Below are 24425 nucleotides of genomic sequence, written 5' to 3'. Positions count from 1 at the left end.
GTCAGGCCGACGGCCAGTGTTCCCGCCACTGCTCCTCGGTGGGCGCACTGGCCGCGCCGCCGAGCTCACCGCGGGTGGCGGCGACGGCCCGCTCGACGTCGCGAACGGTGTCCATGAAATCCAGTACCGCGGTGCGCAATTCGTTCTCGGCGTCGGTGTCGGCGTCCACCGTCACGGAGGTGACCGCCGGCGGGATCAGATCGGCGGGCAGCCCCGCGTTGCGCACCCGGGCGATCACCTTCTGCGCCAGCAACAGGGCGGGCGCGGCCGTCGGGATGTCGTCCACGCACGATCCGCGGGCACTCTTCTCCAGGGCCTTGCGCTGCTCCCACTGTGCCAACTGGTCCTCCAGCGAGATGGACTCACCGGCCAGCACCGCGGGCACCCGGTTGCCGAGCTTGCGCACCAGCGCATCGGCCACGTCGTCGATCGAAAAGGCTTGCTCGGAGGCCTCTTCGGCGATCCGTGCGTGGAACAGCACCTGCAACAGGATGTCGCCCAGTTCGTCGCGCAGTTCCTCGAGATTGCCGCCGCGGACCGCGTCGAACAGCTCGTAGGTCTCCTCCAGCAGGTAGCGGCGCAACGAGTCGTGCGTCTGCTCGCCCTCCCACGGTCCTGTGGTGCGCAGCCGGTCCATCACCGCCACCGCATCGACCAGGCGCTCGCCACGCTGCGGGTCGGCGACGGCGATCAGCCGTTCGCCGGCGGCCAGCCGGGCCCGCACGGCCGGGTGTTCGCGGTCCGAGGACAGCAGCACCGCGGCGTTCTCACCGGTGAGCACCGGCCGCGCCGACGGCAGCGACCACGGCACCTTGATCGGCAGCTCTTCGGTGTATTGGACGTCCCCGCTAAGCAATTCGACCGCCTCCACGGGCACCAGCGACGGACGCCGCGGATCCACCAGGATGACGGTCACCGCTGGGCCGCCGGCGCGAACGTCGTGATGTCAACTTCACCCTGCGGGCGGCCGTCGAGGGCGAGCAGCAGGTCGGCGACCATCTGCACCAACTCCAGGTCGCGGATGCGCGGTGCACCCACGCCGCTGCCCGCCCGCGGAATCGGCACCTGCACAGTCGAGGTCGTCGCGCGGTAGTTCGCACCGGGGTAGACCCGCTTGAGGCGCAGCTGAGCCGAGTCGAGCAGCGTCAGCGGTGAGAGGCGAAGCGTTGTCGGAGAACCGGTTCCGGTGGCGGCCACCTCGGTGACCCCGTGCTGGCGGCACAGCAGCCGCAGCCGCGCGACGGCCACCAGCCGCTGGGCGGGCTCGGGCAGCGGGCCGTAGCGGTCCACAAACTCCTCGACCACCGCGGCCACCGCGGCGTCGTCACCAGCGCCGGCCAGCCTGCGGTAGGCCTCCAGACGCAGCCGGTCGCTGGCGATGTACTCCGGCGGCAGGTTCGCATCCACCGGCAGGTCGAGCCGGACATCCTTAGGCTCCTCGGCGGTGGTCACCGTCTTGCCGTCGGCCGCCGCCCGGTAGGCCTCGACGGCCTCGCCCACCAGCCGCACGTACAGGTCGAACCCCACCCCCGCGACGTGCCCGGACTGCTCGGCGCCCAGCACGTTGCCCGCGCCGCGAATCTCCAAGTCCTTCAATGCAACTGCCATACCCGCGCCCAGTTCGTTGTTCTGCGCGATAGTGGCCAGCCGGTCATAGGCCGTCTCGGTGAGCGGCGTCTCCCCGGGGTACAGGAAGTAGGCGTAGCCACGCTCACGGCTGCGGCCCACCCGCCCGCGCAGCTGATGCAGTTGGGACAGCCCGAAGGTGTCGGCGCGCTCGACGATCAGGGTGTTCGCGTTCGAGATGTCCAGGCCGGTCTCGACGATGGTGGTGCAGACCAGGATGTCGAACTCGCGGTTCCAGAACCCTTCGACGGTGCGCTCGAGTTGTTCCTCGGGCATCTGGCCGTGGGCCACCACCACCCGCGCCTCGGGCACCAGTTCCTTGACCCGCGCAGCGGCCGCGTCGATGCTGCTGACCCGGTTGTGGATGTAGAACGCCTGCCCGTCGCGCAGCAGCTCGCGACGCAGCGCGGCGGCCACCTGCTTGTCGTCGTGCCGGCCGACATAGGTGAGCACCGGGTAGCGCTCCTCGGGCGGGGTGAGGATCGTCGACATCTCGCGGATGCCGGCCAGGCTCATCTCCAGGGTTCGCGGAATCGGGGTGGCGCTCATGGTCAGTACGTCGACGTGGGTGCGCAGGCTCTTGATGTGCTCCTTGTGCTCCACCCCGAAGCGCTGTTCCTCGTCGACCACCACCAGGCCGAGGTCTTTCCAGCGCACCGCGGTCTGCAGCAGCCGGTGGGTACCGATGACGATGTCGACACTGCCGTCGGCCATGCCCTCGATGACCTTGCGCGACTCGGCCGGGTCGGTGAATCGCGAAAGTCCTTTGACCGTCACAGGAAAACCGGCCATCCGTTCGGTGAAGGTCTGCAGATGCTGGTCGGCCAGCAGCGTGGTGGGCACCAGCACCGCCACCTGCTTTCCGTCCTGGACCGCCTTGAACGCCGCCCGCACCGCGATCTCGGTCTTGCCGTAGCCGACGTCACCACAGATCACCCGGTCCATCGGGACCGGCTTCTCCATATCGTTCTTGACCTCCTGGATGGCGGTCAACTGGTCGATGGTCTCGGTGAACCCGAAGGCGTCTTCCATCTCGGCCTGCCACGGAGTGTCGGGACCGAACGCATGCCCGGGCGCGGCCTGCCGCTTGGCGTAGAGCGCGACGAGCTCGCTGGCGATCTCGCGAACCGCCTTGCGCGCCTTGGTTTTCGTGTTGGTCCAGTCGCTGCCGCCCAGCTTGCTCAGGCTGGGCTCCTGGCCGCCGACATAGCGGGACAGCTGATCGAGGGAGTCCATCGGAACATAGAGCCGGTCGGCGGCCTGACCGCGCTTGCTCGAGGCGTACTCCAGCACCAGATACTCGCGGCGGGCGCCGCCGACGGTGCGCTCCACCATCTCCACGAACCGGCCGATGCCGTGCTGATCGTGGACCACCAGATCGCCTGCGGTGAGCGCCAGCGGGTCAACGGTGTTGCGGCGCTTGGCCGCCAGCCGTTTACCGTCGGTGGCGTTGACGCGGTTGCCGGTCAGATCGGTCTCGGTGATCACCACCAGGTTGGCGCCGGGCACCACGATGCCGTCGTGCAGCGGACCCCGCAACACACCCACCACACCGGCCTTGGGCGCCTGGCCCGGTTCCAGCATCCCAGCCGGGATGTCGCGCTCGGCGAGCTGTTCGACGACGCGGTGCGCGGTGCCGGTGCCCGGTGCGACGACGGAGGCGAACCCGCCGGTGAGCACGTGGGCGCGCAGCATCGCGAAGATCTCGTCGACGTTGCTCTGCTGCCCGCGCGCGGTCGGCGAGGCCCGCACGTCGAGTTCGATCGCCTGCTCGTCGGCCAGCTGGCTCAACGTCCACCACGGATGGCCGCCCGCCGCGGCCGCCGCACGGACCTCGGCGAGTTCGCGGAATCCCGAGCCGCCCAGTTGCTCGAGGTCGATGGGCGCATCACCGCCGATGGCGGCCACCGACCACGCCGCCTCCAGGAACTCCCGGCCGGTCTTGATCAGGTCGGCCCCGCGGGTGCGCACCTTCTCCGGGTCGCACACCAGCAGCGGCGTGCCCTTGGGCAGATGGTCGATGAGCAGGGTCAGCTCGTCGGGGCGCAGCACCGGCGCCAATGCCTCCATACCGTCGACGGAGATACCCTCGGCCAGCTTGGCAAGCATGTCCCCGACGCTTCCGTTGACCCGGTTGTCGTCGCCGCGCGGCCGGCCCTCGACGAGCTTGGCCGCCCGCGCCCGCACCTCGTCGGTGAGCAGCAGCTCGCGGCACGGCATCGCGACCACGGTGTCGACGTCGATCTCGGGGATCGAACGCTGGTCGGCCACCGCGAACATCCTGATCTCGCTGACCTCGTCGCCCCAGAACTCGACGCGCACCGGGTGCTCGGCGGTCGGCGGGAACAGGTCGAGGATGCCGCCGCGGACGGCGAACTCGCCGCGCTTGCCGACCATGTCGACCCGGGTGTAGGCCAGCTCGACCAGGCGCGCCACCAGGGCGTCGAAGTCCAGCTCCACGCCACTGCCTGAGGTCGCCGGCCCGGCGGCTCCGGCCTTGAGCACCACCGGTTCGATATCGGCCACATCCGGGGCCATCGGCTGCAGCAGCGAGCGCACCGTGGTCACCACCACCTTCAGCGGCGGGCCCAGCCGGGCGTCGTCGGGGTGGGCCAGCCGGCGCAGCAGCATCAGCCGGGCGCCGACGGTGTCGACCCCGGGCGAGAGCCGTTCGTGCGGGAGCGTCTCCCAGGACGGGAACAGGGCCGCCGAGTCGCCGTACACCCCGCGCAGCTCGGCAATCAGGTCGTCGGCCTCACGGCCGGTGGCGGTGACCGCCAGCAACGGACCGCCGCGGGCCAGTGCGCACGCGGTGTAGAGCTTGGCGCTGGCCGGGCCGACCAACGCGAGTTCAGCGGGACGCTCCGCGGCGCGCTGCGCCAAATCGGTGAAGTCCGGCGCGCTGAGCGCCAATTCGACCAGACCCGCGATCGGGGTCTGGACATACTGGTGCCCCGGTGCGGTCATGATGCGACCATTCTATGCCGTCGCGCCGAAGACGTTGCGGCGGGCCTTGATTCGACTAGTCGGCTTCCAGCTGCGGGTCGGCCTCGAGGTGGGTGAGCCCGTTCCACATCAGGTTGACCAGATGCGCGGCCACTACTTCCTTCTTCGGTTCACGGGTGTCGAGCCACCACTGGGCCGTCATCGACACCGAGCCGACGAGCGCCTGGGCGTACAGCGGCGCCAGTTCGGGGTCCAGCCCGCGGCGGGAGAAATCGCCGGCCAGGATCGAGGACACCTGGTTGACGGCGTCGTTGAGCAGGCTGGAGTAGGTGCCCGAACTGATCGCCGCGGGCGAGTCACGGATCAGGATCCGGAACCCGTCGGTGCGCTCCTCGACGTAGGTCAGCAACGCCAGCGCCACCCGTTCGACGCGCACCCGGGAGCGGTTGTTGGTCAGCGACGAGGTGATCCCGTCGAGCAGGGCCGACATCTCGCGGTCGACGACCACCGCGTAGAGGCCCTCTTTGCCGCCGAAATGTTCGTAGACCACCGGTTTGGAGACGTTGGCCCGCTGGGCGATCTCCTCGATGGAGGTGCCTTCGTAGCCGCGCTCGGCAAACAGCGACCGGGCGATGTCGATCAGCTGACGGCGCCGCTCGGTGCCCGTCATCCGCGCGCGGGGTGCGCGGGGCTCCTTCTCCGGTGCTGCCACCGGATAAGAGTAGGCCCTTCGACTAGAGTCTCTTTGCGAACAAAGCAGCCAGTCCGTCGTGGTGTAATCGGCAGCACCTCTGATTTTGGTTCAGATAGTTCAGGTTCGAGTCCTGGCGACGGAGCTCAAGGGGAGGTCTGCGTGACCACACACAACCAGGCGGCCGTCCTCATCCTGGCGGCCGGTGCCGGCACCCGCATGAAATCGGACACCCCCAAGGTTCTGCACACCCTCGGCGGGCGCAGCATGCTGGCGCACGCACTGCACACCGCGGCCAAGCTCGCACCCGAGCAGATCGTGGTGGTGCTCGGCAAGGACCGCGAGCGCGTCGGCCCGGTGGTCGGCGAGCTGGCCACCACCCTGGGCCGACGCATCGAGGTGGCCGTCCAGGAACAGCAGCTGGGCACCGGGCACGCCGCCATGTGCGGGCTGGCCGCGCTGCCGGAGGACTTCGGCGGGGTGGTTCTGGTCACCTCAGGTGACGTCCCGCTGCTCGACGCCGACACACTGGCCGCCCTCATCGACAGCCATCGCGGTGAGCATGCCGCCATCACGGTGCTGACCACCACTGTTCCCGACGCGACCGGCTACGGCCGCATCCTGCGCACGCAGGACGGCGAGGTCATCGCCATCGTCGAGGAGACCGACGCCACCCCGCAGCAGCGCGCCATCCGCGAGGTCAACGCCGGCATCTACGCCTTCGACATCGCCGCGCTGCGCTCCGGACTGAGCCGGCTGTCGGCCGACAACGCCCAGCACGAGCTGTACCTGACCGACTTGATCTCGATCGTGCGGGCCGACGGTCAGGTCGTGCACGCCAACCACGTCGACGACCACGCCCTGGTGGCCGGCGTCAATGACCGGGTGCAGCTGTCCGACCTGGCCGCCGAGCTCAACCGGCGGATCGTCGCCGGCCATCAGCGGGCGGGTGTGACCGTCGTCGACCCGAGGACCACCTGGATCGACGTCGACGTCACGATCGGCCGGGACACCGTGATCCGGCCCGGCACCCAGCTGCTCGGCACCACCGAGATCGGCGCAGGCTGCGAGATCGGGCCCGACACCACGCTGACCGACGTCGAGGTCGGCGACCGCGCGTCGGTGGTACGCACCCACGGACAACTCGCCGTGATCGGCGACGAGGCGACCGTCGGCCCGTTCACCTACCTGCGCCCCGGCACCGAACTCGGCGCCCACGGCAAGCTCGGCGCATTCGTCGAGACCAAGAACGCCGTCATCGGCACCGGCACCAAGGTGCCGCACCTGACCTACGTCGGCGACGCCGACATCGGCGAGCACAGCAATATCGGGGCCTCCAGCGTCTTCGTCAACTACGACGGCGAGACGAAGCGGCGCACCACCATCGGCTCCCACGTGCGGACCGGCTCGGACACCATGTTCGTGGCGCCGGTCACCGTCGGCGACGGCGCCTACACCGGCGCGGGCACCGTGCTGCGCGACGACGTCCCGCCGGGTGCGCTGGCCGTTTCGGCAGGCCCGCAGCGCAACATCGAGGACTGGGTGCTCGAGAAGCGGCCGAACAGCGCCTCGGCCGAGGCCGCCCGCAAGGCCAAGGCGACCGACGCCCAGGGGTGATCCGCGTCGCCAGATGTTGCCTTTTTGGTAACCCGGCGCACCGGCACCGTACGATTGGCCCGTATCGATCCCCGACCGGCAAGGGCAGCACATAGTGGGCACGGACTGGACCGACAACCGCAAGAATCTGATGCTCTTCTCCGGCCGGGCGCACCCCGAACTGGCCGAGCAGGTCGCCAAAGAACTCAATGTCCAGGTCACTGCGCAGACCGCACGGGATTTCGCCAACGGGGAGATCTTCGTCCGTTTCGACGAATCGGTGCGCGGCTGCGACGCCTTCGTCCTGCAGTCCCATCCGGCGCCGCTGAACAAGTGGCTGATGGAACAGCTGCTGATGATCGACGCGCTCAAGCGTGGCAGCGCCAAGCGGATCACCGCGATCCTGCCGTTCTACCCCTACGCCCGCCAGGACAAGAAGCACCGCGGCCGCGAGCCGATCTCGGCCCGCCTGGTCGCCGACCTGCTCAAGACCGCCGGCGCCGACCGCATCGTGTCGGTCGACCTGCATACCGACCAGATCCAGGGCTTCTTCGACGGCCCGGTGGACCACATGCGGGCCCAGCCGCTGCTCACCGGCTACATCCGCGACAACTACAACTGCGAGAACGTCGTCGTGGTGTCGCCGGACTCCGGACGTGTGCGGGTGGCCGAGAAATGGGCCGACGCGCTCGGCGGTACCCCGCTGGCGTTCATCCACAAGACCCGCGACCCGCGGGTGCCCAACCAGGTGGTGTCCAACCGCGTGGTCGGTGAGGTCGAAGGCAAGACCTGCGTGCTGACCGACGACATGATCGACACCGGCGGCACCATCGCCGGTGCGGTCAAGCTGCTGCGCAACGACGGCGCCAAAGACGTCATCATCGCCGCCACCCACGGTGTGCTGTCGGACCCGGCGGCTGAGCGGCTGGCCGAGAGCGGCGCCCGTGAGGTGATCGTCACCAACACGCTGCCGATCGAGGACTCCAAGCGCTTCCCGCAGCTGACCGTGCTGTCCATCGCCCCACTGCTGGGCAGCACCATTCGGGCGGTCTTCGAAAACGGTTCGGTCACAGGACTTTTCGACGGGGACGCATAGGGAGATCCGTTGCCAAGCACGGCAGTCATCTATCACAATCCGCGGTGCAGCACCTCGCGTAAGACGCTGGATCTGCTGCGCGACAACGGTATCGAGCCGCAGATCGTCGAATACCAGAAGACGCCGCCGTCGCGGGCCGAGATCGCCACCCTGATCGCCGACGCCGGCATCGACGTTCGCACCGCAGTCCGCAAACGTGAGTCCCTCTACGGTGAGCTCAATCTCGCCGAGGCCGACGACGACGTACTCCTAGACGCCATGGCGGCCAACCCGATACTCATCGAGCGTCCGTTCGTGGTGACCGCCAAGGGCACCCGGCTGGCCCGGCCGATCGACGCCGTGCACGAGATTCTGTGAGAGCACGCGTGGCGGCCACCGCCCTGGTCCTGGCCATGACCGTGACGGCCTGCGGGTCGGATCCGCCGGACTACTCGTCGGTGTGGACATCGACACCGACGACCACGACCACCACCTCGAGTTCGGACAAGCCGCAGCCGCTAGCCGAATACCTCTACGGGCTCGGGGTCACCGGCGAGCAGATCCCCCTGGACAAGCTCACCGACCTGACCGTGACGCTGCCGCGCCCGCCAGGCTGGACCAAGTACGCCAACCCGAATTTCTCACCGGGTACCGAGGTGATCGCCAAGAACAACACCTACCCGACAGCGATGGTGGTGGTGTTCAAGCTGACCGGCAACTTCGACGTCGCCGAGGCGCTCAAGCACGCCAGCGTGGACGCCGAGATGTCGAAGAACTTCACCAAGCTCAATGCCTCCTCCGCCGATTTCCGCGGCTTTCCGTCGGCGATGATCGAAGGCAGCTACGACGGCGCTGACGGCAGGCGGCTGCACTCTTACAACCGGGTGGTGATCCCGGTGACGCCGGGCCCGAAGTTCCAGCGCTATCTGGTGCAGTTCACCGTTACGACGCTGGCCAACGAGGCCGCCGCCCAGGCCGAGGGAGTCGAGGCGATCATCTCGGGCTTCACCGTCACGGTGAAGTAGCCGGCGCGTAGTCGAAGGTTGCCGTCCCGAAATCGGCTGGCGTGTAGGAGAAATAGATCGGCCCGAGCAGGAACGGTGCGATGCCGGTGTTGGCGCCGTCGGAGAACGACGACACGAAGGGGCCGTTATCCGCGTCGTACTGGTCCTGGGTGATTGTGGTCGAGAACAACAGTGTCTGGCCGTCGGGCGTGAAGTAGGAGATCGTGGTGCCCACCGGCAGGGTGTCGCCGACGCTGTAATCCGACAGCGTGCTCGGCAAGACGTCGCGCGGGATGTACCCACCGAGGCCGCCGCTGTCGATGACGACGTTCTTCACGATCGGCGTGATCGCCGACTGCACGCCCTGGTAACTGACCTGGGCGGCCAACGTCGTTGCGTACCAACCGGACACCGCGGTCACCGGAGTGAGCGGGTTGGCACCGAACACCAGCTGCGCCACGGGCAAGTTCATCAGGAAACCCTGATTCAGACCGGCGGGCAAGTCGTGGATGGGGCTGGTCAGTCCGCCACCGTCGGCGCCCCAGCACACACCCATTACCGCGTCGATGGCGTACTTCGGGTTGGTCCAGTCCTCTTGCGGAACATCCACCCACGAGCCGTCTTTGAGCTCGGTGACACGGTCGATGACGCCGATCACCGTCGACTGGGTGACCATGCCATTGCCGTAGTCGACCGACGTCCGGTACTCGGTGTAATAGTCCCGCTGCGAACCGCCGTACTCGGTGTAGTTGGTGATACCGGTGGGTTCCAGGTTGCTCACGTCGATTTGGGTGATCGGGATGAGCAGACCGCTGGACCCGGTATCGACCTCGATCGCCACCGGCGCCTGGCCGCCGATGGACACCTGGACTGTCGAATAGTTGTTCGTCGTCGTGTAGGACACCGCGATCGCCGGGGCGCCACCGTTGGCGCCGGTGGCACCGTGCTTGCCGAACAATCCCGCGGCACCGCCGGATCCACCGGAGGCCAGCACGCCGCCGTTGCCGCCCGCTCCGCCGTTGCCGGACAGCAGACCACCCCGACCACCGCTACCGCCTTGGGCGGTTTCGCCGCCGAGCCCGCCTGGTCCACCACTGCCGAACAGCAGCGCGTTGCCACCGGCACCACCAGTCCCGGTCGGGCCACCGGCCCCGCCTGCGCCACCGTTGCCGTACAGCAGGCCGCCGGTGCCACCGACACCACCGGCGCCACCCCAGCCGCCCACGCCACCGGCCCCGCCGTTTCCGACCAGCCCGGCCGCACCCCCGGCGCCACCGGCCGCGCCGGCGGCAGTGCTCGTGCCACCCGCACCGCCGTTGCCATAGAGCCATCCGCCCGGCCCACCCGGGGTGCCCACCCCCTGGGCGTCCGTCGTGCCGGCTGCGCCCTCGCCGACCAGTGGCCGGCCGGTCAGGGTTTGCACGGTGTTGTTGAGGTTGTCGAGAAGGGCGAGACCGGGATTCGGCGTCTGATCGGCAGTCGCCGCAGAGATCGATCGGACCGCAACCGGCGGCGTCGAGCCCCGCAGCGCGCTGGAGGCCGCGGCCCGCACCGCCGGAGTGGTGGACGTGTGAAACGAGCCGGCCGACGACCGGGTGCCTGTCGGCGACGCGGATGCGAGCACGCCGCTGTCATGGCGCTGCGAGCTGCCGACACTGGAGTTGTCGGCGTGCGCCACCGCAGAGCCACACGTCAGCGCGGCACCGACGCCGAAGGTGACGGCACCCGCTCCCAGCCAGAGCGTGGATCGCGCGCGCTGCTGCACCGTGGGCGTACCGGTCATGTGGAACTCCCCGACTCCAGGACGTGGCGGATCCGACCAATTTGTCTGCTTCGTCAATTCGACAGCATCCAGCCAGCGGGAAGAAGAGCACATCAGGATTGCCATGAATTTCTCAGATCGCGCCCGACGCCGCCGGTCGGTCCGGCGGGCGCCCACCTAGAGTGGCTGCCATGAGTTGGACCGCAGCAGATCTCCCGTCGTTCGCCGGCCGCACCGTCATCGTCACCGGCGCCAACAGCGGACTGGGTTTGGTGACCGCACGCGAACTGGCCCGGGTCGGCGGCAACGTCATCCTGGCCTGCCGCAGCATCGCCAAGGGCGAGCAGGCCGCCGCCACCATGACCGGCGACGTCGAAGTCCGTGCGCTCGACCTGCAGGACCTGGCCTCGGTGCGCGAGTTCGCCGACGGCGTCGAGAAGGTCGACGTGCTGATCAACAACGCCGGCATCATGGCCGTGCCCTACGCGCTGACCAAGGATGGCTTCGAAAGCCAGATCGGCACCAACCATCTCGGCCACTTCGCGCTGACCAACCTGCTGCTGCCCAAGGTCACCGACCGCGTCGTCACGCTGTCGTCGTTCATGCACGTGCTGGGCAAGATCAGCCTCAAGGACCTCAACTGGAAAGCCAGGCCGTACTCGGCATGGCTGGCCTACGGGCAGTCCAAACTGGCCAACCTGCTGTTCACCGCCGAGCTGCAGAAACGTCTCGACGCCGTCGGCTCACCGCTGAAGTCCCACGCGGCGCACCCCGGCTATTCGGCCACCAACCTGCAGGGCAACACCGGCAACCAGTTCGGCACCCGCTTCTGGCATGCCGGCAACAGCCTGTTCGCCACCAGTCCCGACTTCGGCGCCCGCCAGACCCTCTACGCCGCATCGGCGGACCTACCGGGCAACAGTTTCATCGGCCCCAAGTTCGCGATGCGCGGACCCACAGGGCCGTCGCCGCGCACCCCGTTGGCCCGCGACGCCAAGACCGCCAGGGCCCTGTGGACCCTGTCTGAGCAGCTCACCGGCACCGAATTTCCGCTCTGAGCAGCTCGTCGGCTACCCTGATGGTCGCGTCACGGCGAGGGTGGTCTGAACACCGTTATCGACGAGGCTTCGCGTAAGCGATCTGGTGCCTTGCCTTTGCCGTGCGGACGACCCACGACAGGCAACACAGGAGCACCGACATGGCGAAGAACCCCGTCAACAAACTCAGCGTCACCGTGCGCAGCAAGACCGGCAAGGGCGAGTCGCGCCGTGCGCGCCGCGACGGCCTGGTCCCGGTGGTGCTCTACGGCCACGGTGAAGCCCCGCAGCACCTGGCCCTCAACGCTCGCGACTTCGCGGCCGTGCTGCGCCACGCCGGTACCAACGCGGTGCTGACCCTCGACATCGAGGGCAAGGAACAGCTGGCACTGACCAAGGCCATCACCGTGCACCCGATCCGCCGCAACCTGCAGCACGCCGACCTGCTGGTCGTGCGCCGCGGCGAGAAGGTCACCGTCGAGGTGCCCGTGATCCTCGAGGGCGAGGCCGCCTCCGGCACCCTGGTCACCCAGGACGCCAGCGCCATCGAGATCGAGGCCGACGCGCTGTCGATCCCGCAGCAGCTGACCCTGTCGATCGAAGGCGCCGAGGAGGGCACCCAGATCACCGCCGGCCAGGTCGAGCTGCCCAGCGGCGTCACCCTGATCAGCGACCCCGAGCTTCTGGTCGTCAACATCGTCACCGCTCCGACCGCCGAGGACCTCGACGCCGAGGGCGGCGGCGAGGAGACTGCGGCGGCGGCTCCGGCTGCCGAGGCCGAGGCCGAGGGCGAGTCGGCCGAGGCCGAGTAAGCCCGCGCCATGGCCGAGCCTCTCCTGGTCGTCGGCCTGGGCAATCCCGGACCGCAGTACGCCAAGACCCGGCACAACGTCGGGTTCATGGTGGCCGACCTGCTGGCCGCCCGGATGGGCGCGACGTTCAAGGTGCACAAGCGCTCCGGCGCGGAGATCGTCACCGGCCGGCTCGGCCACCGGCCCGTCGTGCTGGCCAAGCCGCGGACGTTCATGAACGAGTCCGGGCGCCAGGTCGGCCCGCTGGCCAAGTTCTACTCGGTGATGCCCACCGACCTCATCGTCATCCACGACGAGCTCGACATCGAGTTCGGCCAGATACGGCTCAAACTCGGTGGCGGCGAAGGCGGGCACAACGGGTTGCGATCAGTCGCGAATGCGCTGGGCACCAAGAACTTTCAGCGGGTTCGGATCGGGATCGGCCGCCCGCCGGGGCGTATGGATCCCGCAGCGTTCGTGCTGGAGAACTTCTCGGCCACCGAACGCACCGAGGTGCCGACACTGTGCGAACTGGCGGCCGACGCCACCGAACTGTTGGTCGACGTGGGTCTGGATCCCGCGCAGAACCAGGTGCACGCCTGGTGACAGGGAGTCGTCAAAACTCCCGCACCGGGCGTCAGGATTCCGTATAGATCGCGGTCGGCGGCTGCGCGCAGGCGTAGACCTCGATATGTGAGTACTTCAAGTGTGTGGGGCACGTTCACCGTCTATCCGGCCCGCTTCGGCATGACCCGCTACCGGCTGGTGGTGTTCCCGCCGGGTATCAGCGAGGGACAGCGCCGGATACTCCGGCTGTGGCGGGCCTGGCCGATGTGGGGCGCAGCCTTGTGGGTGAGCCTGCAGATCGGCGGTTCGCTCGCCGGTATGCCGGAGACCGCGCTGATCGGCGGCACCATGCTCGTGATCGCCGCGGGGGCAATGACATTCGCCCTCGCCGGTGATCCGCGCTGGCAGGTCCGCAGCATGTGGGCGGTGTCGATGGCCGGCTACAGCCACGACGAGGTCGACGAGGGCTACCGCACACTCAAGGCGATGGCGCACACCCTGGACCGGGCCGACCTGGCCCTGGAGGAGGGCCGCATCTCAGCCGTCGAACACGAGGCACGCTGGTGGGCGGTCTACGACGCGCTCGCCGAGGCGCCGGAGCCCCGCGTCAGCCACAGCCCGAGCGCGATAATTGCGGCCACCTCGAAGCCGGCGATCCCCCGTTCCACAAGGCCGAGTGGGATGAGCCTCCACCACGATTGATCGGTGGCCACGCCGACCACGATGGCCGCGAACAGCACTGCCAGCCAACCCATTCCGATCACAGCGAGCCACCTGGCTGTGCGGGCGGCGCCGCTGCTGCCACGGGCGATCAGCAGCACCGCCACCGGCAGTGCGACGAATGCCACCAGGGTCGCGACGCGATGCACGGTACCCGACGCACTCGGCCCGGTGACCCAGTTGTGTTTGGGGAACGCGACTACACCCAGCAGGCCCACCACCCACAGCGTCATCAACACCGAACCGGCCGACAGCATCCGGACCCGGCCGGCCCGGATCAGGCCCACCAGCAGGGCTGCCGACGTCGCGGCCAGCGTCAGCACCGCGACGACAAACGCCCAACTGCCTGGGGTGTAGACGTATTCGGAGATCGTGGCACTGCGCAACTCTCGGCCCCGGACCTGCTGTCCACCGAGGGTGACATCGAGCGCGAGCACCGCGGCGATCGCCACGACCGCACCGGCTGCCCCGATCCAGCCGAGCGCGCGCACCATGCGACCAGCCTACGCAAGACCCCGGATGCCGCTGCCGACAACTTTGACCGGCTTGTGCGGATAGCGCCGCTCGGCGTGTTCCTTGGCCTCGGAATTCGGTAGCACGTAAAGCGTTTCGACCTTCTCCTGCAGCGGCCGCAGCACCAGGTCCATGAATCCCTTGCGGTCATCGAGGTAGGGCTCGATGACGTCTTCACCGGCCGGGCACACCGCAAGGCAGTAGGCCGCCTTGTAGTTGGCCTTGAACGACAGGCTCTGCCACATCGACGCGTTCTCCGAATCGGTGACCCTGTTGCGAAAGTCGGCGGCGTCGTCACTGTCGGCGATCGTCTGCACCCAGTCGGTGAAGCCGCCCATGAACTCGCGGTAGTTGTGCACCGAGCAGGCCACGAAGTCGAACTCACCGTCCTTCTTGATGGCGCCCACCGGGCAGGCCGCCACGCACAGTTTGCACTCCAGGCACGGCGAATAGTCAAGCGGCTCACCGTAACTGCTGATCGACGTGCCGACGAGGATGGTGGCCAGCAGGACGAAGTTGCCGAATTTGGGGTGAATGACGTTGCGGTGGATGCCCATCACGCCCAGGCCGGCGGCCACCGCGACGGGTTTGTGGGCGACGACCCAGATCCGGCCAGGGTAGCGGTCCATCTCCATCGGGAAGGTGGCAGACGGGTTGAGTGCGCGGTGACCGGCGTCCTCCAGTGCGCGGGTGATCCGGTGTGCGGCCTCGTTGATGATCTCGCCGCTGCGGTGGAACTCCTGGTTGGCCACGCTGCGCGCGACGGAGCGAACGTTGTCGCGATTCATCCGGACCACCAGGGAGATGTAGCTTCTCGTGCCCGGCAGTGCGGCCTCGACGTGCTCACGTTCGGAGGCCAGCGCGGGGTTGTCGACACTGGCGAAGGCCACGTCGTCGGCGCCGGCCTCCAGGCACAGCGCGCGCAGCCACTGCGCGTCGATGACGTTCGCCGGTTCGCTGCGCTGACGGGCCCGCACGGCCTTCACGGTGGGGTGCTCGTCGATGCGTCGCGAAGAAACCATGCTGAGTATAGTACACACTACTTAGCGTCGTGGCGGTACGGTCGAAGCCATGACTACGCTGCGCGACCCGAAGGTCGCATCGGCCATTGACCGCATGTACGCCGAGTCCGCTCAGCAGATGACACAGCTGCACACCCTGGACTGGCAGCACCTGAGCTCAGCGAGCCCCCGGGAACGCTCCGACGCGCTGCGCGACTACTACCTTCCGGTGACCCCGGAATCCGGTCTGCTGCTCTACACCCTGGTGCGCGCCGCCAAGCCGCAGACCGTCGTCGAGTTCGGAATGTCGTTGGGGCTGTCCACGATTCACCTCGCCGCCGCGGTGCGCGACAACGGCGTGGGGCACGTGATCACCTCGGAGCTCAGCGCCGCCAAGGTCGCCGCGGCCACCGCGACCTTCGCCGAGGTGGGCCTGACAGACGTGATCACCGTCGAGGAGGGCGATGCCCTGCAGACGCTGGGCGCACTCGACGGCCCGGTGAACTTCGTGCTGCTCGACGGCTGGAAAGAGCTCTACCTACCCGTGCTGCAGCTACTCGAGCCGAAGCTCAGCAGCGGGGCACTCGTCGTCGCTGATAACACCGGGATGGCCGACACCCAGCCCTATCTGGACTATGTGCGTGACCCGGCCCGCGGCTTCGTCAGCGTGGCGTTCCCGGTGCGCGACGGCAACGATGCGATGGAGATCAGCTGCCGGGCCTAGGTGACCAGCGCGACGGAGTTGGCCCGGCGCAGCTTGCCCGACGGGGTCTTGGGAATGGTGCCCGGGCCCAAGACCACGACGTTGCGCGGGCGGACGTCGACCTCGGCGACCACTTCGTGGGCCACCTGATGTTCGATGCGGCGCACCTCGGCCGGGTCCTGCCAGGCATTGGATTCCACGGCGACCGCGAAGGTCTCCCGCGAATGCCCGGCATCCAGGCGGACCGCCACGGCACAGCCGGGCCGCACACCATCGACGCGGCCGGCGGCCCGCTCGATGTCGGTCGGGTAGATGTTGCGCCCGGCCATGATGATGACGTCCTTGACGCGACCGCACACCACGACGTGGCCGTTGTCGGTCAGGTAGCCGAGGTCACCGGTGTCGTACCAGCCGTGCTCGTCCTGCGCGGGCACGAAGCCACCCATGGTGATGTAGCCCGGGGTCAGGGACTCGCCGCGCAGTTCGATGATGCCGACACCGCGGGCCGGCAACACGTTGCCGTCCTCGTCGACAATGCGGGCCTCGAGGTCGGTTAGCAGCGGACCGAGCGTGGCCAGCCGGCGGGTGTTGCCCTTGGTGGAGGGCACGGCGCGGCGCAGGGCGGCCAGCAAGTCGGCGTCGACCTCGTCGACCACCAGACCGGCGCCGCACTCGGAGAACGACACCGCCAGGGTGGTCTCGGCCATGCCGTACGCGGGCAGGATCGCCTCGGGCTGAAGCCCGAACGGCCGGCCCGCGTCGAGCAGGTCCTCGACGTCGGCGGGTTCCACCGGCTCGGCGCCGGACAGCGCGAACCGCAGGCTGGACAGGTCGTACTCGCCCGGCTTGGCCTGACGGCGCAACCGCTTGGCGAACAGCGCGTACGCGAAGTTCGGCGCCGCGGTCATGGTGCCCTTGTACTTGTCGATGAGCTTGGCCCACAGCAGGGTGTCGCGCAGGAAGTCCATCGGGGTGACCTTGACCAACTCGGCCCCGAAGTACATCGGGATGGTCAGGAAGCCGACCATGCCCATGTCGTGGAAGCACGGCAGCCAGCTGACCATCACGTCGGTGTCGATGTCGTACTTGGCGCCGATGAACATCGCCTCGGCGTTGGAGTGGATGTTGCGGTGGGTGATGATGACGGCCTTCGGCGACCCGGTCGATCCCGACGTCAGCTGCATCAGCGCGACATCGTCCTCGGAGGTCTCCACCGGGTCGATCGGCTCGGCGCTCAGCAGGTCCTCGACCGTGAGCACCTTGACACCGGCCTCTTCGAGGACCGGGATGGCGATCAGGAACGGGTCGGACACGATGACGGCCTTGGCCTCGATCATGTCGATGACGTTGGCGGTGTCCCTGGCCCACTGCTCCAGGTCGGTACGCGGGGTGGGCTGGTGCAGCATGGTCAGGCTGGCGCCGCGCATCCACAGGCCCTGAGCCGTGGGAGCGATCTCGACGGGCGCGCCGGCGAGGACACCGATGGCGTCCCCGATGCCGATGTCGGCGGCGGCCAGGCCGCCGGCGATACGGCGGGCCCGCTCATGCACCTCCCGCCAGGTGTGCCGAACCGGTTCGACAGGCTCGCCGGTGACCATGCCTTTGGAGCTGGTCATGGCGCTGTGGAACATCTTGTCGGTAAAACGGCTCACGATGACCTCCTCGGCATCCGGAGCTGGCTGTCATGCGTCGCTGTACACGCCGCAAAAGCCCGGAATTTCATGCTCCACCTGCCAGAACGCGCCGCATAGGAGGCACGCCAATACGAGTCGGGAGCTTTTCGGTCTCGAAACGGTGATGAGTCGGCGTCGCCGGGCCATCGCCCGCCCCGGACCGGGGTGGGCGATCCGCACATATGCAGTGCCGGGCCGCTAGTCATCACCGTCGATCATCTTAAACTTCCCTTAAGTTACCGCCAAGTTTTAGTGGCAATTGAGGGGCGCGTCACACAACACCAGACGACTACGGCGACAACCCAGCGACGACGCGCGCCCCGTGAACCGGGCCGCTGGCCACCCTGACCGTCCGGCATACCCCGGCCCCGGCCAGTTCCGTGCCCACGTCGAGCGCCGCCGCCGCCGAGGCGCACAGGAACGCACACGTCGGCCCCGACCCGGACACGATGCCCGCCAGCGCCCCCGCGTCAGTGCCGGCCCGCAACGTCCGCCGCAGCTCCGGGTTGAGGCTCAACGCCGCAGGCTGCAGGTCGTTACCCAGCAGCGGCGCCAGCTCCCGGGGGTCTCCCCCGGCCAGCGCTCCGAGCAGCGGTTCGGGGTCATCGAGGCGCGGTGGCTCGCCGCCCTCGCGCAACCGGTCGATCTCGTTGTAGACCGCGGCCGTCGACAGGCCGCCCGCGCCGAACGCCAGCACCCAGTGGAAGGTGCTGCGGGCCAGCACGGTCGCCAGTTCCTCGCCGCGGCCGGTCCCTAACGCGGTGCCGCCGTGCAGGGCGAACGGGACGTCGCTGCCGAGTTCGGCTGCCAGCGCATGCAGGTCGCGCCGCGGCACCCCCAGCTCCCACAGCGTGTTCATGGCCACCAGCACCGCGGCGGCGTCGGCGCTGCCGCCCGCCATCCCGCCGGCCACCGGGATCGACTTGTCGATCACGATCTCGACGTCCGGGGCGCGCCCGACATGCTCGGCCATCAGCTCGGCGGCCTGCCAGGCCAGGTTGCGTTCGTCGGCGGGCACCACCTCGGCGCCCTCCCCGAGCGTCTGCAACGACAGCACGTCGGCGTTGCGGACCGTCACCTCGTCGACCAGGGATACTGCGTGGAAGACGGTGGTCAGCTCGTGGTAGCCGTCGTCGCGGCGGTCACCGACACCGAGGAAAAGGTTCACCTTGCCGGGCACCCGCACGGTCACCGAGCCCGTCGGCACCCATTCCGGAGCGATCGAGCCGTTGGACCGAGACACCGCACGAGACTATCGCGCCGCGGGCCATTCGCCCGTCGTCGCGTAGAGCCGAATCTAGGGTCGAAGTGTGGTGCAACCCGGGCAGCGATTCGAGGGCTACCTCGTCGGGGCTCTGCTCGGGCGCGGCGGGCAGGCGGCCGTGTACCGGGCGCGCAGCACCGATGCGGCCCGCCGGGTCGTCGCCCTGAAGGTTCTCGACGAGCAGCACCGCGATCACGCCAGCACCGCCCGGCTGGCCCGCGAGTTCCGCATCGCGGCCAGCCTGCACCATCGGCACATCGTGCCGGTGTTCGCTCACGGCGAGTTCTGGATGACGATGCACTACCTCGACGGCGGCAGCGCGGCCGCTCTGCCGACGCTGGCTACCCGGCTCGACGCCCTCACCCAGATCGCAACGGCACTGGACTACGCCCACCATCGCGGCATCGTGCACACCGACGTCAAGCCCGCGAATATCCTTGTACACCAAGACTTTTCGCAGCACGGCGCGATGCTCATCGATTTCGGCGTCGCGCATGTGCTGGCCGAGGACGTCTGGCACCGGGCCACGCAGGTGCTCGCCTCGCTGCCGTATGCGGCCCCGGAACTGTTGCAGGGCAGGTTGCCGCAAGCCGCCACCGACGAATACGCGTTGGCGTGCACGGCTTCGGAGATGCTGACCGGACTCACCCCGTTCGCCGGTGAGAACGCGATGGCACTCGTCGACGCGCACCTACACGTGGCGCCGCCGGAGATCTCCCGTCGCGTCCCGTGGCTGTCCCGCACATTCGATCGCGTGCTGGCACGAGCGATCGCCAAGGATCCCGACCGGCGCTACGAATCGTGCGCCGAGATGATGCGTCACATCAGCGACGCGATGTCCCGAAGCGGTCAGTAGACCCGGATGGGCCGCGACGTGCTCTCGTCGACGGCCTCGGCGGCCGGGGCGAAGTCCGCGGAGCGCTGATAGAGCCGCACGAAGTCGGCGATCCCGAGCGTCTCACCCCGGCGGGCGGGGTCGATGCTTGCGGCCAGCAGCCGTTCGGCGGACTCGTTGCCCGTGCCCGCCCACTCCAGGAAGGCGTTGCGGACGGTCTTGCGGCGCTGGGCGAACGCGATGTCGATCAGCTCGAAGACCCGCGACCGGAAGCCGTCGTCGGTCGGCCAGGGCGAGGTCTCATACCGGTCGATGCGGACCAGACCCGAGTACACCCGCGGGATCGGCCAGAACACCGTCGGCGAGACCATGCCGTAGCGGCGCACCTTGCCGAAGAACCGAACCTTGACGCTGGGTACCCCGTAGTCCTTGCCACCGGGCTCGGCGGCGAGACGCTCGGCGACCTCCGCCTGGACCATCACCATCACGGTGCGGATCGACGGGAACTCCGAGAGCAGGTGCAGCAGCGCCGGCACGGCGATGTTGTACGGCAGGTTGGCCACCACAGCGGTGGGCAGTTCGTCCAGTTCAGCGCGCTGGAGCGCGAGAATGTCCTGGTTGAGGACGGTCAGCCGGTGGATTTCGCTGTGCGAGTGCTCGGCGACCGTCTTGGGCAGCCGCGCCGCGAGCACCGGGTCGATCTCGATGGCACTGACCGTGGCGCCGCGATCGAGCAGGGCCAGCGTCAACGAGCCCAGACCGGGGCCGACCTCAAGCACGTGATCATGCTTGTTGATCCCCGAGGCGGACACGATTCGACGCACAGTGTTGGCGTCATGGACGAAATTCTGACCAAGCGATTTACGTGGCCGAAAGTCAAGTTCTTTGGCCAAGTTCCTGATCTCGGTACGGCCGAGAAGACGAATTGTCACGATGCACCCCTACCACACACCGGCCACGCTCCCCATCCTTGTCGTGCCCGAGTAACTTCAGCAATTGCTATTTGTTCTTCTCTGGTAGCCAGATCAGCTCGGCTAGCATACCTCAAACCACCGTTTCTTTCCCAGGTGTTTTGATCAAACTGCACACCGCCGTAGTACCCGTTGCCAGTGTTGATCGCCCAGTTGCCGCCGGCTTCGCACCGAGAAATCGCATCCCAAATAGCGCCATTAGTTACCGGGGGAACTTCCGTACCAGGTTTTGCTCCGACCCGGACAACCGATTCACGGGCCGGCACGATAACGGTGTTGGCAACGGGGAGCCGTCCGGTTTCCACACCATTGACCTTCGCGACAGCAAAAGTTACGTCTTGCACCCCGGGCGTTCCCGGGTCTTCGACAACCTGACGGCTCATATTCAGCGTCGGGTCTTCGATGCGGTTGGCGGGCGGCACCAGCGGCACCTGCTGGGTGATCTTCTCGATGCGGGTCCGGGTCACCTGGATCTGCATTCCGGCGATCACCGGAGACGACGCGGTGGGCACCACGGTGTCGGCCTGCTCCAGCGGAACCCCCGCCGCGGCCAGCAGCGCGCCGACGTTCGGGGCGGCCAGGTGGACCGTGCTGATCTGGCCACCGTCGTTGATCTGCACCGTTTTTGCGCTGACGACGGGCAGTGCCATGCCTTCGAGCGGCAGACGGCTGCCGCGTGAGGCAGCGGCCGGCGCGGTGTCGGTCATCCGCAGCTGATCGAGCGCCTCGTCGACGGTCGAGGCGGTGGTCCAGACCTGCTTGGCGTCCTGGCCATCCAGCGAAATCTGCAGCGGACGGCTGCGACGCAGCACGATCGTGTCGGCGTCGTGGACGGCCTGGCCGGCCGCCGGGAGCAGGTCGTCACGGTCGGTGACGGAGTAGCCGCTCTCCTCGACGACGTCGATCACGCGCGACTTCATCGTGGTGACCTTGAGCTGGGTGCCGTCGACCTCGAGGGTGACCGTCTTGCGGGCGGTCACCGCGAAGATGCCGGCGCCGGCGAGGGTCAGCAGCAGAGCGGCGACGACGAGGCGAAGTACGGGCGACGGCGACTGGTGAAGCTTGGTCAACGCATTCAAGAGTTTCTATCCCGCCTATACAACAAACGAACAGGGGCCCGCATGCGCAGCCCCTTCGATCACAAGACGGTAACGAACCCGGCGACGGACAGGCAACTTGGCTGCCGTGCTCTCAACAAGCCCTTAGAGACCGTAGACCCGCCGCGCGGTGGCCGAGGACTGCTCGGCGAGCAGCTCAGCGGGCCGGTCGACGACCTCGGCCAGGGCCCGCACGGTGTAGGGCAGGCAGTAGGGCTCGTTGGGCGCACCCCGATACGGGTGCGGGGTCAAAAACGGCGCATCGGTCTCGACCAGCAGCTGCCCGGGCGGGATCAGCGCGGCGGCCTCCCGCAGTTCCCTGGCGTTCTTGAAGCTCACGGTTCCCGACAGGCTGAGCACCCAGCCGGCGTCGACGCAGGTGCGCGCCATCTGCGGCCCGGACGAGAAGCAGTGGAAGATGACGGTCTCGGGGGCGCCTTCGGCCGCCAGCACGTCGAGCACCTCGGCGTCGGCGTCGCGGTTGTGGATCATCAGTGGCTTCCCGGTCCGCTTGGCGAGGTCGATATGCCAGGCGAACGACTCCCGCTGGACCGCGGGTTCGGCACAGCCGTCCAGCTTGCCCGGCCAGTACAGGTCCATTCCGGTCTCGCCGATCGCAACCACCCGCGGCTGCGCGGCCAGCTCCTCGAGTTCCGCGCGGGCCGCCTCGGTCAGCGCGCCCGCCCTGGTGGGGTGCAACGCCACCGCCGCATAGACCCGCGGGTCCCAGGTGGCGGCCTGCGCCGCCCACCGCGCCGCGTCCAGGTCGTCGGCGATGGTGACCGCCGCGAGCACTCCGACGGCCTCGGCGCGGTCGAGCACGGCGCGCACGTCGTCGGCGTCGCGGGCCCCGCATGCATCCAGGTGGGTGTGGGCGTCGACGAGCGGGCTCAGGGGTGCCGGCATCGGCGGCGCCTCGCGACTCCTTCTCTGAGAGCTCACGGCACACACCTTAGGGTGAACCTCAAATGAGCGAGTCCTTCTACATCACCACCGCGATCGACTATCCCAACGGCGCGCCCCACATCGGGCACGCCTACGAGAAGATCGCGACCGACGCCATCGCACGCTTCAAGCGCCTCGACGGTGTCGACGTCCGCTTCCTCACCGGCACCGACGTGCACGGCCTGAAGATGGCCGAGACAGCGGCCGCGCAGGGCATCCCCACGACGGAACTGGCGCGGCGCAACTCCGACGTCTTCGAGCAGATGCAGCAGCGCCTCAACATCTCCTTCGACCGGTTCATCCGGACCAGCGACGCCGACCACTACGAGGCCTCCAAGGCCATCTGGCAGCGGATGAACGAATCCGGCGACATCTACCTGGGCAGCTACCAGGGCTGGTATTCGGTGCGCGACGAACGCTTCTTCACCGAGGACGAGACCGAGGTGCGTGACGACGGCGTGCGCTACGCCGCCGAAACCGGCACCCCGGTCACCTGGACCGAGGAGCAGACCTACTTCTTCAAGTTGTCTGCCTACGCCGACCGGCTGCTGGCCCTCTACGAGGCCAACCCCGACTTCATCGGGCCCGACGTGCGGCGCAACGAGGTCGTCAGCTTCGTCTCCGGCGGGCTGCGGGACCTGTCCATCTCACGCACCACCTTCGACTGGGGGGTGCCGGTCCCCGACCACCCCGACCACGTCATGTACGTGTGGGTCGACGCGCTGACGAACTACCTGACCGGGGTCGGCTTCCCCGACACCGACTCCGAGGCGTTCCGCCGCTACTGGCCGGCCGATCTGCACGTGATCGGCAAGGACATCGTCCGGTTCCACACGGTGTACTGGCCGGCGTTCCTGATGTCGGCCGGCATCGAGCTGCCGCGGCGGGTGTTCGCCCACGGGTTCATCAACGTCAAGGGCGAGAAGATGAGCAAGTCGGTCGGCAACGTGATCGACCCGATCGCACTGGTCGACGAGTTCGGCGTCGACCAGGTGCGCTACTTCTTCCTGCGCGAGGTGCCGTTCGGACAGGACGGCAGCTACAGCAAGGACGCCATCATCGGCCGCATCAACGCCGACCTGGCCAACGAGTTCGGCAACCTGGCGCAGCGCTCACTGTCGATGGTGAACAAGAACCTCGGCGCGGCGGTGCCCACACCGGGTGCGTTCACCGCCGAGGACGCCGAGCTGCTGGCGCTGGCCGACGGGCTGCTGGACAGGGTGCGGGCGGCGTTCGACGAGCAGCAGATGCACCTCGCGCTGGAGGCCATCTGGCTGATGCTGGGCGCGGCCAACCGGTACTTCTCCGCGCAGGAGCCATGGGTATTGCGCAAGTCGGAGACCGCTGCCGACCAGGACCGCTTCCGCACCGTGCTGTACGTGACGCTGGAGGTGGTGCGGATCGCCGCGCTGCTGGTGCAGCCGGTGATGCCGTCGTCGGCGGCCGCCCTGCTCGACCTGCTGGGCCAGCCGCCCTCGCAACGGGACTTCGCCGCGATCGGAGTGCGGATCGCCCCCGGGACGGCGCTGCCCGCCCCGAGCGGGGTGTTCCCGCGCTATCAAGCGGAGTGATCTGGGTCACGTAGAGTCACAGTCAGGGCATCAGCGG

The 24425-nt window shown here is 68.3% G+C and carries 21 protein-coding genes, 1 tRNA gene and 1 pseudogene; 12 read left to right on the top strand and 11 right to left on the bottom strand.

Translation table 11 applies throughout. From position 1 onward, the window contains the following. Position 1: 1 nt before the first annotated feature. Genes HBE64_RS04435 through HBE64_RS04425 form a run of 3 tightly spaced genes read right to left on the bottom strand, consistent with a single transcriptional unit; the run spans position 2 to position 5242 of the window. Positions 2 to 916 (bottom strand): nucleoside triphosphate pyrophosphohydrolase, encoded by a 915-nt coding sequence (locus tag HBE64_RS04435; RefSeq protein WP_167098220.1) that lies wholly within the window; start codon positions 914 to 916, stop codon positions 2 to 4. Further along, positions 913 to 4593, bottom strand: a complete 3681-nt coding sequence (gene mfd, locus HBE64_RS04430; RefSeq protein ID WP_167098217.1) for a transcription-repair coupling factor — start codon at positions 4591 to 4593, stop codon at positions 913 to 915. The genes HBE64_RS04435 and mfd overlap by 4 nt, the downstream gene beginning before the upstream one ends. Before the next feature lie 55 nt (positions 4594 to 4648). Continuing rightward, on the bottom strand, positions 4649 to 5242 hold the full coding sequence (locus HBE64_RS04425) for a TetR/AcrR family transcriptional regulator (RefSeq protein ID WP_167108661.1): 594 nt from the start codon (positions 5240 to 5242) through the stop codon (positions 4649 to 4651). Positions 5243 to 5336: 94 nt separating this feature from the next. On the opposite strand from HBE64_RS04425, the gene HBE64_RS04420 reads away from it, so the two are divergent. From HBE64_RS04420 to HBE64_RS04400, 5 genes are all read left to right on the top strand, one after another. Next, a tRNA-Gln gene (locus HBE64_RS04420) sits at positions 5337 to 5408 on the top strand. 74 nt (positions 5409 to 5482) lie between these two features. Further along, the gene (gene glmU / locus HBE64_RS04415; protein WP_243841606.1) at positions 5483 to 6880 is read left to right on the top strand and encodes a bifunctional UDP-N-acetylglucosamine diphosphorylase/glucosamine-1-phosphate N-acetyltransferase GlmU; all 1398 of its coding nucleotides are present in this window, start codon (positions 5483 to 5485) and stop codon (positions 6878 to 6880) included. A gap of 94 nt (positions 6881 to 6974) precedes the next feature. Then, positions 6975 to 7955 (top strand): ribose-phosphate diphosphokinase, encoded by a 981-nt coding sequence (locus HBE64_RS04410; protein WP_167098211.1) that lies wholly within the window; start codon positions 6975 to 6977, stop codon positions 7953 to 7955. Positions 7956 to 7964: 9 nt separating this feature from the next. After that, positions 7965 to 8312, top strand: a complete 348-nt coding sequence (gene arsC / locus HBE64_RS04405; protein WP_167098208.1) for an arsenate reductase (glutaredoxin) — start codon at positions 7965 to 7967, stop codon at positions 8310 to 8312. 35 nt (positions 8313 to 8347) lie between these two features. Beyond that, a complete protein-coding gene (locus HBE64_RS04400) occupies positions 8348 to 8959 on the top strand; it encodes an LpqN/LpqT family lipoprotein (RefSeq protein ID WP_167108645.1) in 612 nt (203 codons plus the stop codon). On the opposite strand, the gene HBE64_RS04395 is transcribed toward HBE64_RS04400, so the two are convergent. After that, a complete protein-coding gene (locus HBE64_RS04395; protein WP_167098205.1) occupies positions 8946 to 10721 on the bottom strand; it encodes a PecA family PE domain-processing aspartic protease in 1776 nt (591 codons plus the stop codon). The two genes, HBE64_RS04400 and HBE64_RS04395, sit on opposite strands and share 14 nt — an antisense overlap. A gap of 170 nt (positions 10722 to 10891) precedes the next feature. On the opposite strand from HBE64_RS04395, the gene HBE64_RS04390 reads away from it, so the two are divergent. The 4 genes and pseudogenes from HBE64_RS04390 to HBE64_RS24960 form a co-directional block, all read left to right on the top strand. Then, entirely contained in the window at positions 10892 to 11758 is an 867-nt protein-coding gene (locus tag HBE64_RS04390) for an oxidoreductase (protein WP_167098202.1), read from the top strand. Between the two features lie 140 nt (positions 11759 to 11898). Further along, positions 11899 to 12549 carry a 50S ribosomal protein L25/general stress protein Ctc gene (locus HBE64_RS04385; protein WP_167098199.1) on the top strand — a complete coding sequence of 217 codons (651 nt, stop codon included), beginning with the start codon at positions 11899 to 11901 and terminating at the stop codon, positions 12547 to 12549. Positions 12550 to 12558: 9 nt separating this feature from the next. Continuing rightward, on the top strand, positions 12559 to 13134 hold the full coding sequence (gene pth / locus HBE64_RS04380) for an aminoacyl-tRNA hydrolase (RefSeq protein ID WP_167098196.1): 576 nt from the start codon (positions 12559 to 12561) through the stop codon (positions 13132 to 13134). A gap of 87 nt (positions 13135 to 13221) precedes the next feature. Beyond that, positions 13222 to 13632, top strand: a pseudogene (locus tag HBE64_RS24960) (DUF6611 family protein); the annotation flags it as partial. Between the two features lie 35 nt (positions 13633 to 13667). Here the strand turns inward: HBE64_RS24960 and HBE64_RS04375 are convergent. After that, complete coding sequence (locus HBE64_RS04375) at positions 13668 to 14309, bottom strand: DUF998 domain-containing protein (protein WP_167098193.1); 642 nt, start codon at positions 14307 to 14309, stop codon at positions 13668 to 13670. A gap of 9 nt (positions 14310 to 14318) precedes the next feature. Further along, positions 14319 to 15350, bottom strand: coding sequence for an epoxyqueuosine reductase (locus tag HBE64_RS04370; protein WP_167098190.1), 1032 nt, complete (start codon positions 15348 to 15350; stop codon positions 14319 to 14321). Between the two features lie 49 nt (positions 15351 to 15399). On the opposite strand from HBE64_RS04370, the gene HBE64_RS04365 reads away from it, so the two are divergent. After that, entirely contained in the window at positions 15400 to 16053 is a 654-nt protein-coding gene (locus HBE64_RS04365; protein WP_243841493.1) for an O-methyltransferase, read from the top strand. Here the strand turns inward: HBE64_RS04365 and HBE64_RS04360 are convergent. Then, a complete protein-coding gene (locus tag HBE64_RS04360; RefSeq protein WP_167098187.1) occupies positions 16050 to 17684 on the bottom strand; it encodes a fatty acyl-AMP ligase in 1635 nt (544 codons plus the stop codon). The two genes, HBE64_RS04365 and HBE64_RS04360, sit on opposite strands and share 4 nt — an antisense overlap. Before the next feature lie 310 nt (positions 17685 to 17994). Next, the gene (locus HBE64_RS04355; RefSeq protein WP_208300563.1) at positions 17995 to 18948 is read right to left on the bottom strand and encodes a 4-(cytidine 5'-diphospho)-2-C-methyl-D-erythritol kinase; all 954 of its coding nucleotides are present in this window, start codon (positions 18946 to 18948) and stop codon (positions 17995 to 17997) included. Between the two features lie 67 nt (positions 18949 to 19015). On the opposite strand from HBE64_RS04355, the gene HBE64_RS04350 reads away from it, so the two are divergent. Continuing rightward, on the top strand, positions 19016 to 19825 hold the full coding sequence (locus tag HBE64_RS04350; protein ID WP_167098184.1) for a serine/threonine-protein kinase: 810 nt from the start codon (positions 19016 to 19018) through the stop codon (positions 19823 to 19825). Here the strand turns inward: HBE64_RS04350 and rsmA are convergent. The 3 genes from rsmA to HBE64_RS04335 all read right to left on the bottom strand — a co-directional run bounded on the left by rsmA (position 19819) and on the right by HBE64_RS04335 (position 22778). Further along, on the bottom strand, positions 19819 to 20736 hold the full coding sequence (gene rsmA, locus HBE64_RS04345; protein ID WP_167098182.1) for a 16S rRNA (adenine(1518)-N(6)/adenine(1519)-N(6))-dimethyltransferase RsmA: 918 nt from the start codon (positions 20734 to 20736) through the stop codon (positions 19819 to 19821). The two genes, HBE64_RS04350 and rsmA, sit on opposite strands and share 7 nt — an antisense overlap. Further along, positions 20733 to 21854, bottom strand: coding sequence for a resuscitation-promoting factor (locus HBE64_RS04340; protein WP_167098179.1), 1122 nt, complete (start codon positions 21852 to 21854; stop codon positions 20733 to 20735). The genes rsmA and HBE64_RS04340 overlap by 4 nt, the downstream gene beginning before the upstream one ends. A 123-nt stretch (positions 21855 to 21977) precedes the next feature. Continuing rightward, complete coding sequence (locus HBE64_RS04335) at positions 21978 to 22778, bottom strand: TatD family hydrolase (RefSeq protein WP_167108636.1); 801 nt, start codon at positions 22776 to 22778, stop codon at positions 21978 to 21980. Positions 22779 to 22840: 62 nt separating this feature from the next. Here HBE64_RS04335 and metG point away from each other — a divergent pair, with 62 nt between their 5' ends. Beyond that, positions 22841 to 24388: a methionine--tRNA ligase gene (gene metG / locus HBE64_RS04330; protein ID WP_167098176.1), complete on the top strand. Its 1548-nt coding sequence runs from the start codon at positions 22841 to 22843 to the stop codon at positions 24386 to 24388. The last annotated feature ends 37 nt before the right edge of the window (positions 24389 to 24425 follow it).

It is taken from the genome of Mycobacterium sp. DL592 (assembly GCF_011694515.1).
Taxonomy (GTDB): Bacteria; Actinomycetota; Actinomycetes; order Mycobacteriales; family Mycobacteriaceae; genus Mycobacterium.
The sequence above is the reverse complement of the archived record's forward strand: the minus strand, read 5'-3'. Positions and strand labels throughout refer to the sequence as shown.

What these genes read in the sequence shown, in the direction of transcription:
- mfd (WP_167098217.1), bottom strand. Translation starts at nt 4,593, where the DNA reads ATGACCGCACCGGGGCACCAGTATGTCCAGACCCCGATCGCGGGTCTG.
- HBE64_RS04425 (WP_167108661.1), bottom strand. Translation starts at nt 5,242, where the DNA reads ATGACGGGCACCGAGCGGCGCCGTCAGCTGATCGACATCGCCCGGTCG.
- glmU (WP_243841606.1), top strand. Translation starts at nt 5,483, where the DNA reads ATGAAATCGGACACCCCCAAGGTTCTGCACACCCTCGGCGGGCGCAGC.
- HBE64_RS04400 (WP_167108645.1), top strand. Translation starts at nt 8,348, where the DNA reads ATGACCGTGACGGCCTGCGGGTCGGATCCGCCGGACTACTCGTCGGTG.
- HBE64_RS04395 (WP_167098205.1), bottom strand. Translation starts at nt 10,721, where the DNA reads ATGACCGGTACGCCCACGGTGCAGCAGCGCGCGCGATCCACGCTCTGG.
- HBE64_RS04390 (WP_167098202.1), top strand. Translation starts at nt 10,892, where the DNA reads ATGAGTTGGACCGCAGCAGATCTCCCGTCGTTCGCCGGCCGCACCGTC.
- HBE64_RS04385 (WP_167098199.1), top strand. Translation starts at nt 11,899, where the DNA reads ATGGCGAAGAACCCCGTCAACAAACTCAGCGTCACCGTGCGCAGCAAG.
- pth (WP_167098196.1), top strand. Translation starts at nt 12,559, where the DNA reads ATGGCCGAGCCTCTCCTGGTCGTCGGCCTGGGCAATCCCGGACCGCAG.
- HBE64_RS04375 (WP_167098193.1), bottom strand. Translation starts at nt 14,309, where the DNA reads ATGGTGCGCGCGCTCGGCTGGATCGGGGCAGCCGGTGCGGTCGTGGCG.
- HBE64_RS04370 (WP_167098190.1), bottom strand. Translation starts at nt 15,350, where the DNA reads ATGGTTTCTTCGCGACGCATCGACGAGCACCCCACCGTGAAGGCCGTG.
- HBE64_RS04365 (WP_243841493.1), top strand. Translation starts at nt 15,400, where the DNA reads ATGACTACGCTGCGCGACCCGAAGGTCGCATCGGCCATTGACCGCATG.
- HBE64_RS04335 (WP_167108636.1), bottom strand. Translation starts at nt 22,778, where the DNA reads ATGCCGGCACCCCTGAGCCCGCTCGTCGACGCCCACACCCACCTGGAT.
- metG (WP_167098176.1), top strand. Translation starts at nt 22,841, where the DNA reads ATGAGCGAGTCCTTCTACATCACCACCGCGATCGACTATCCCAACGGC.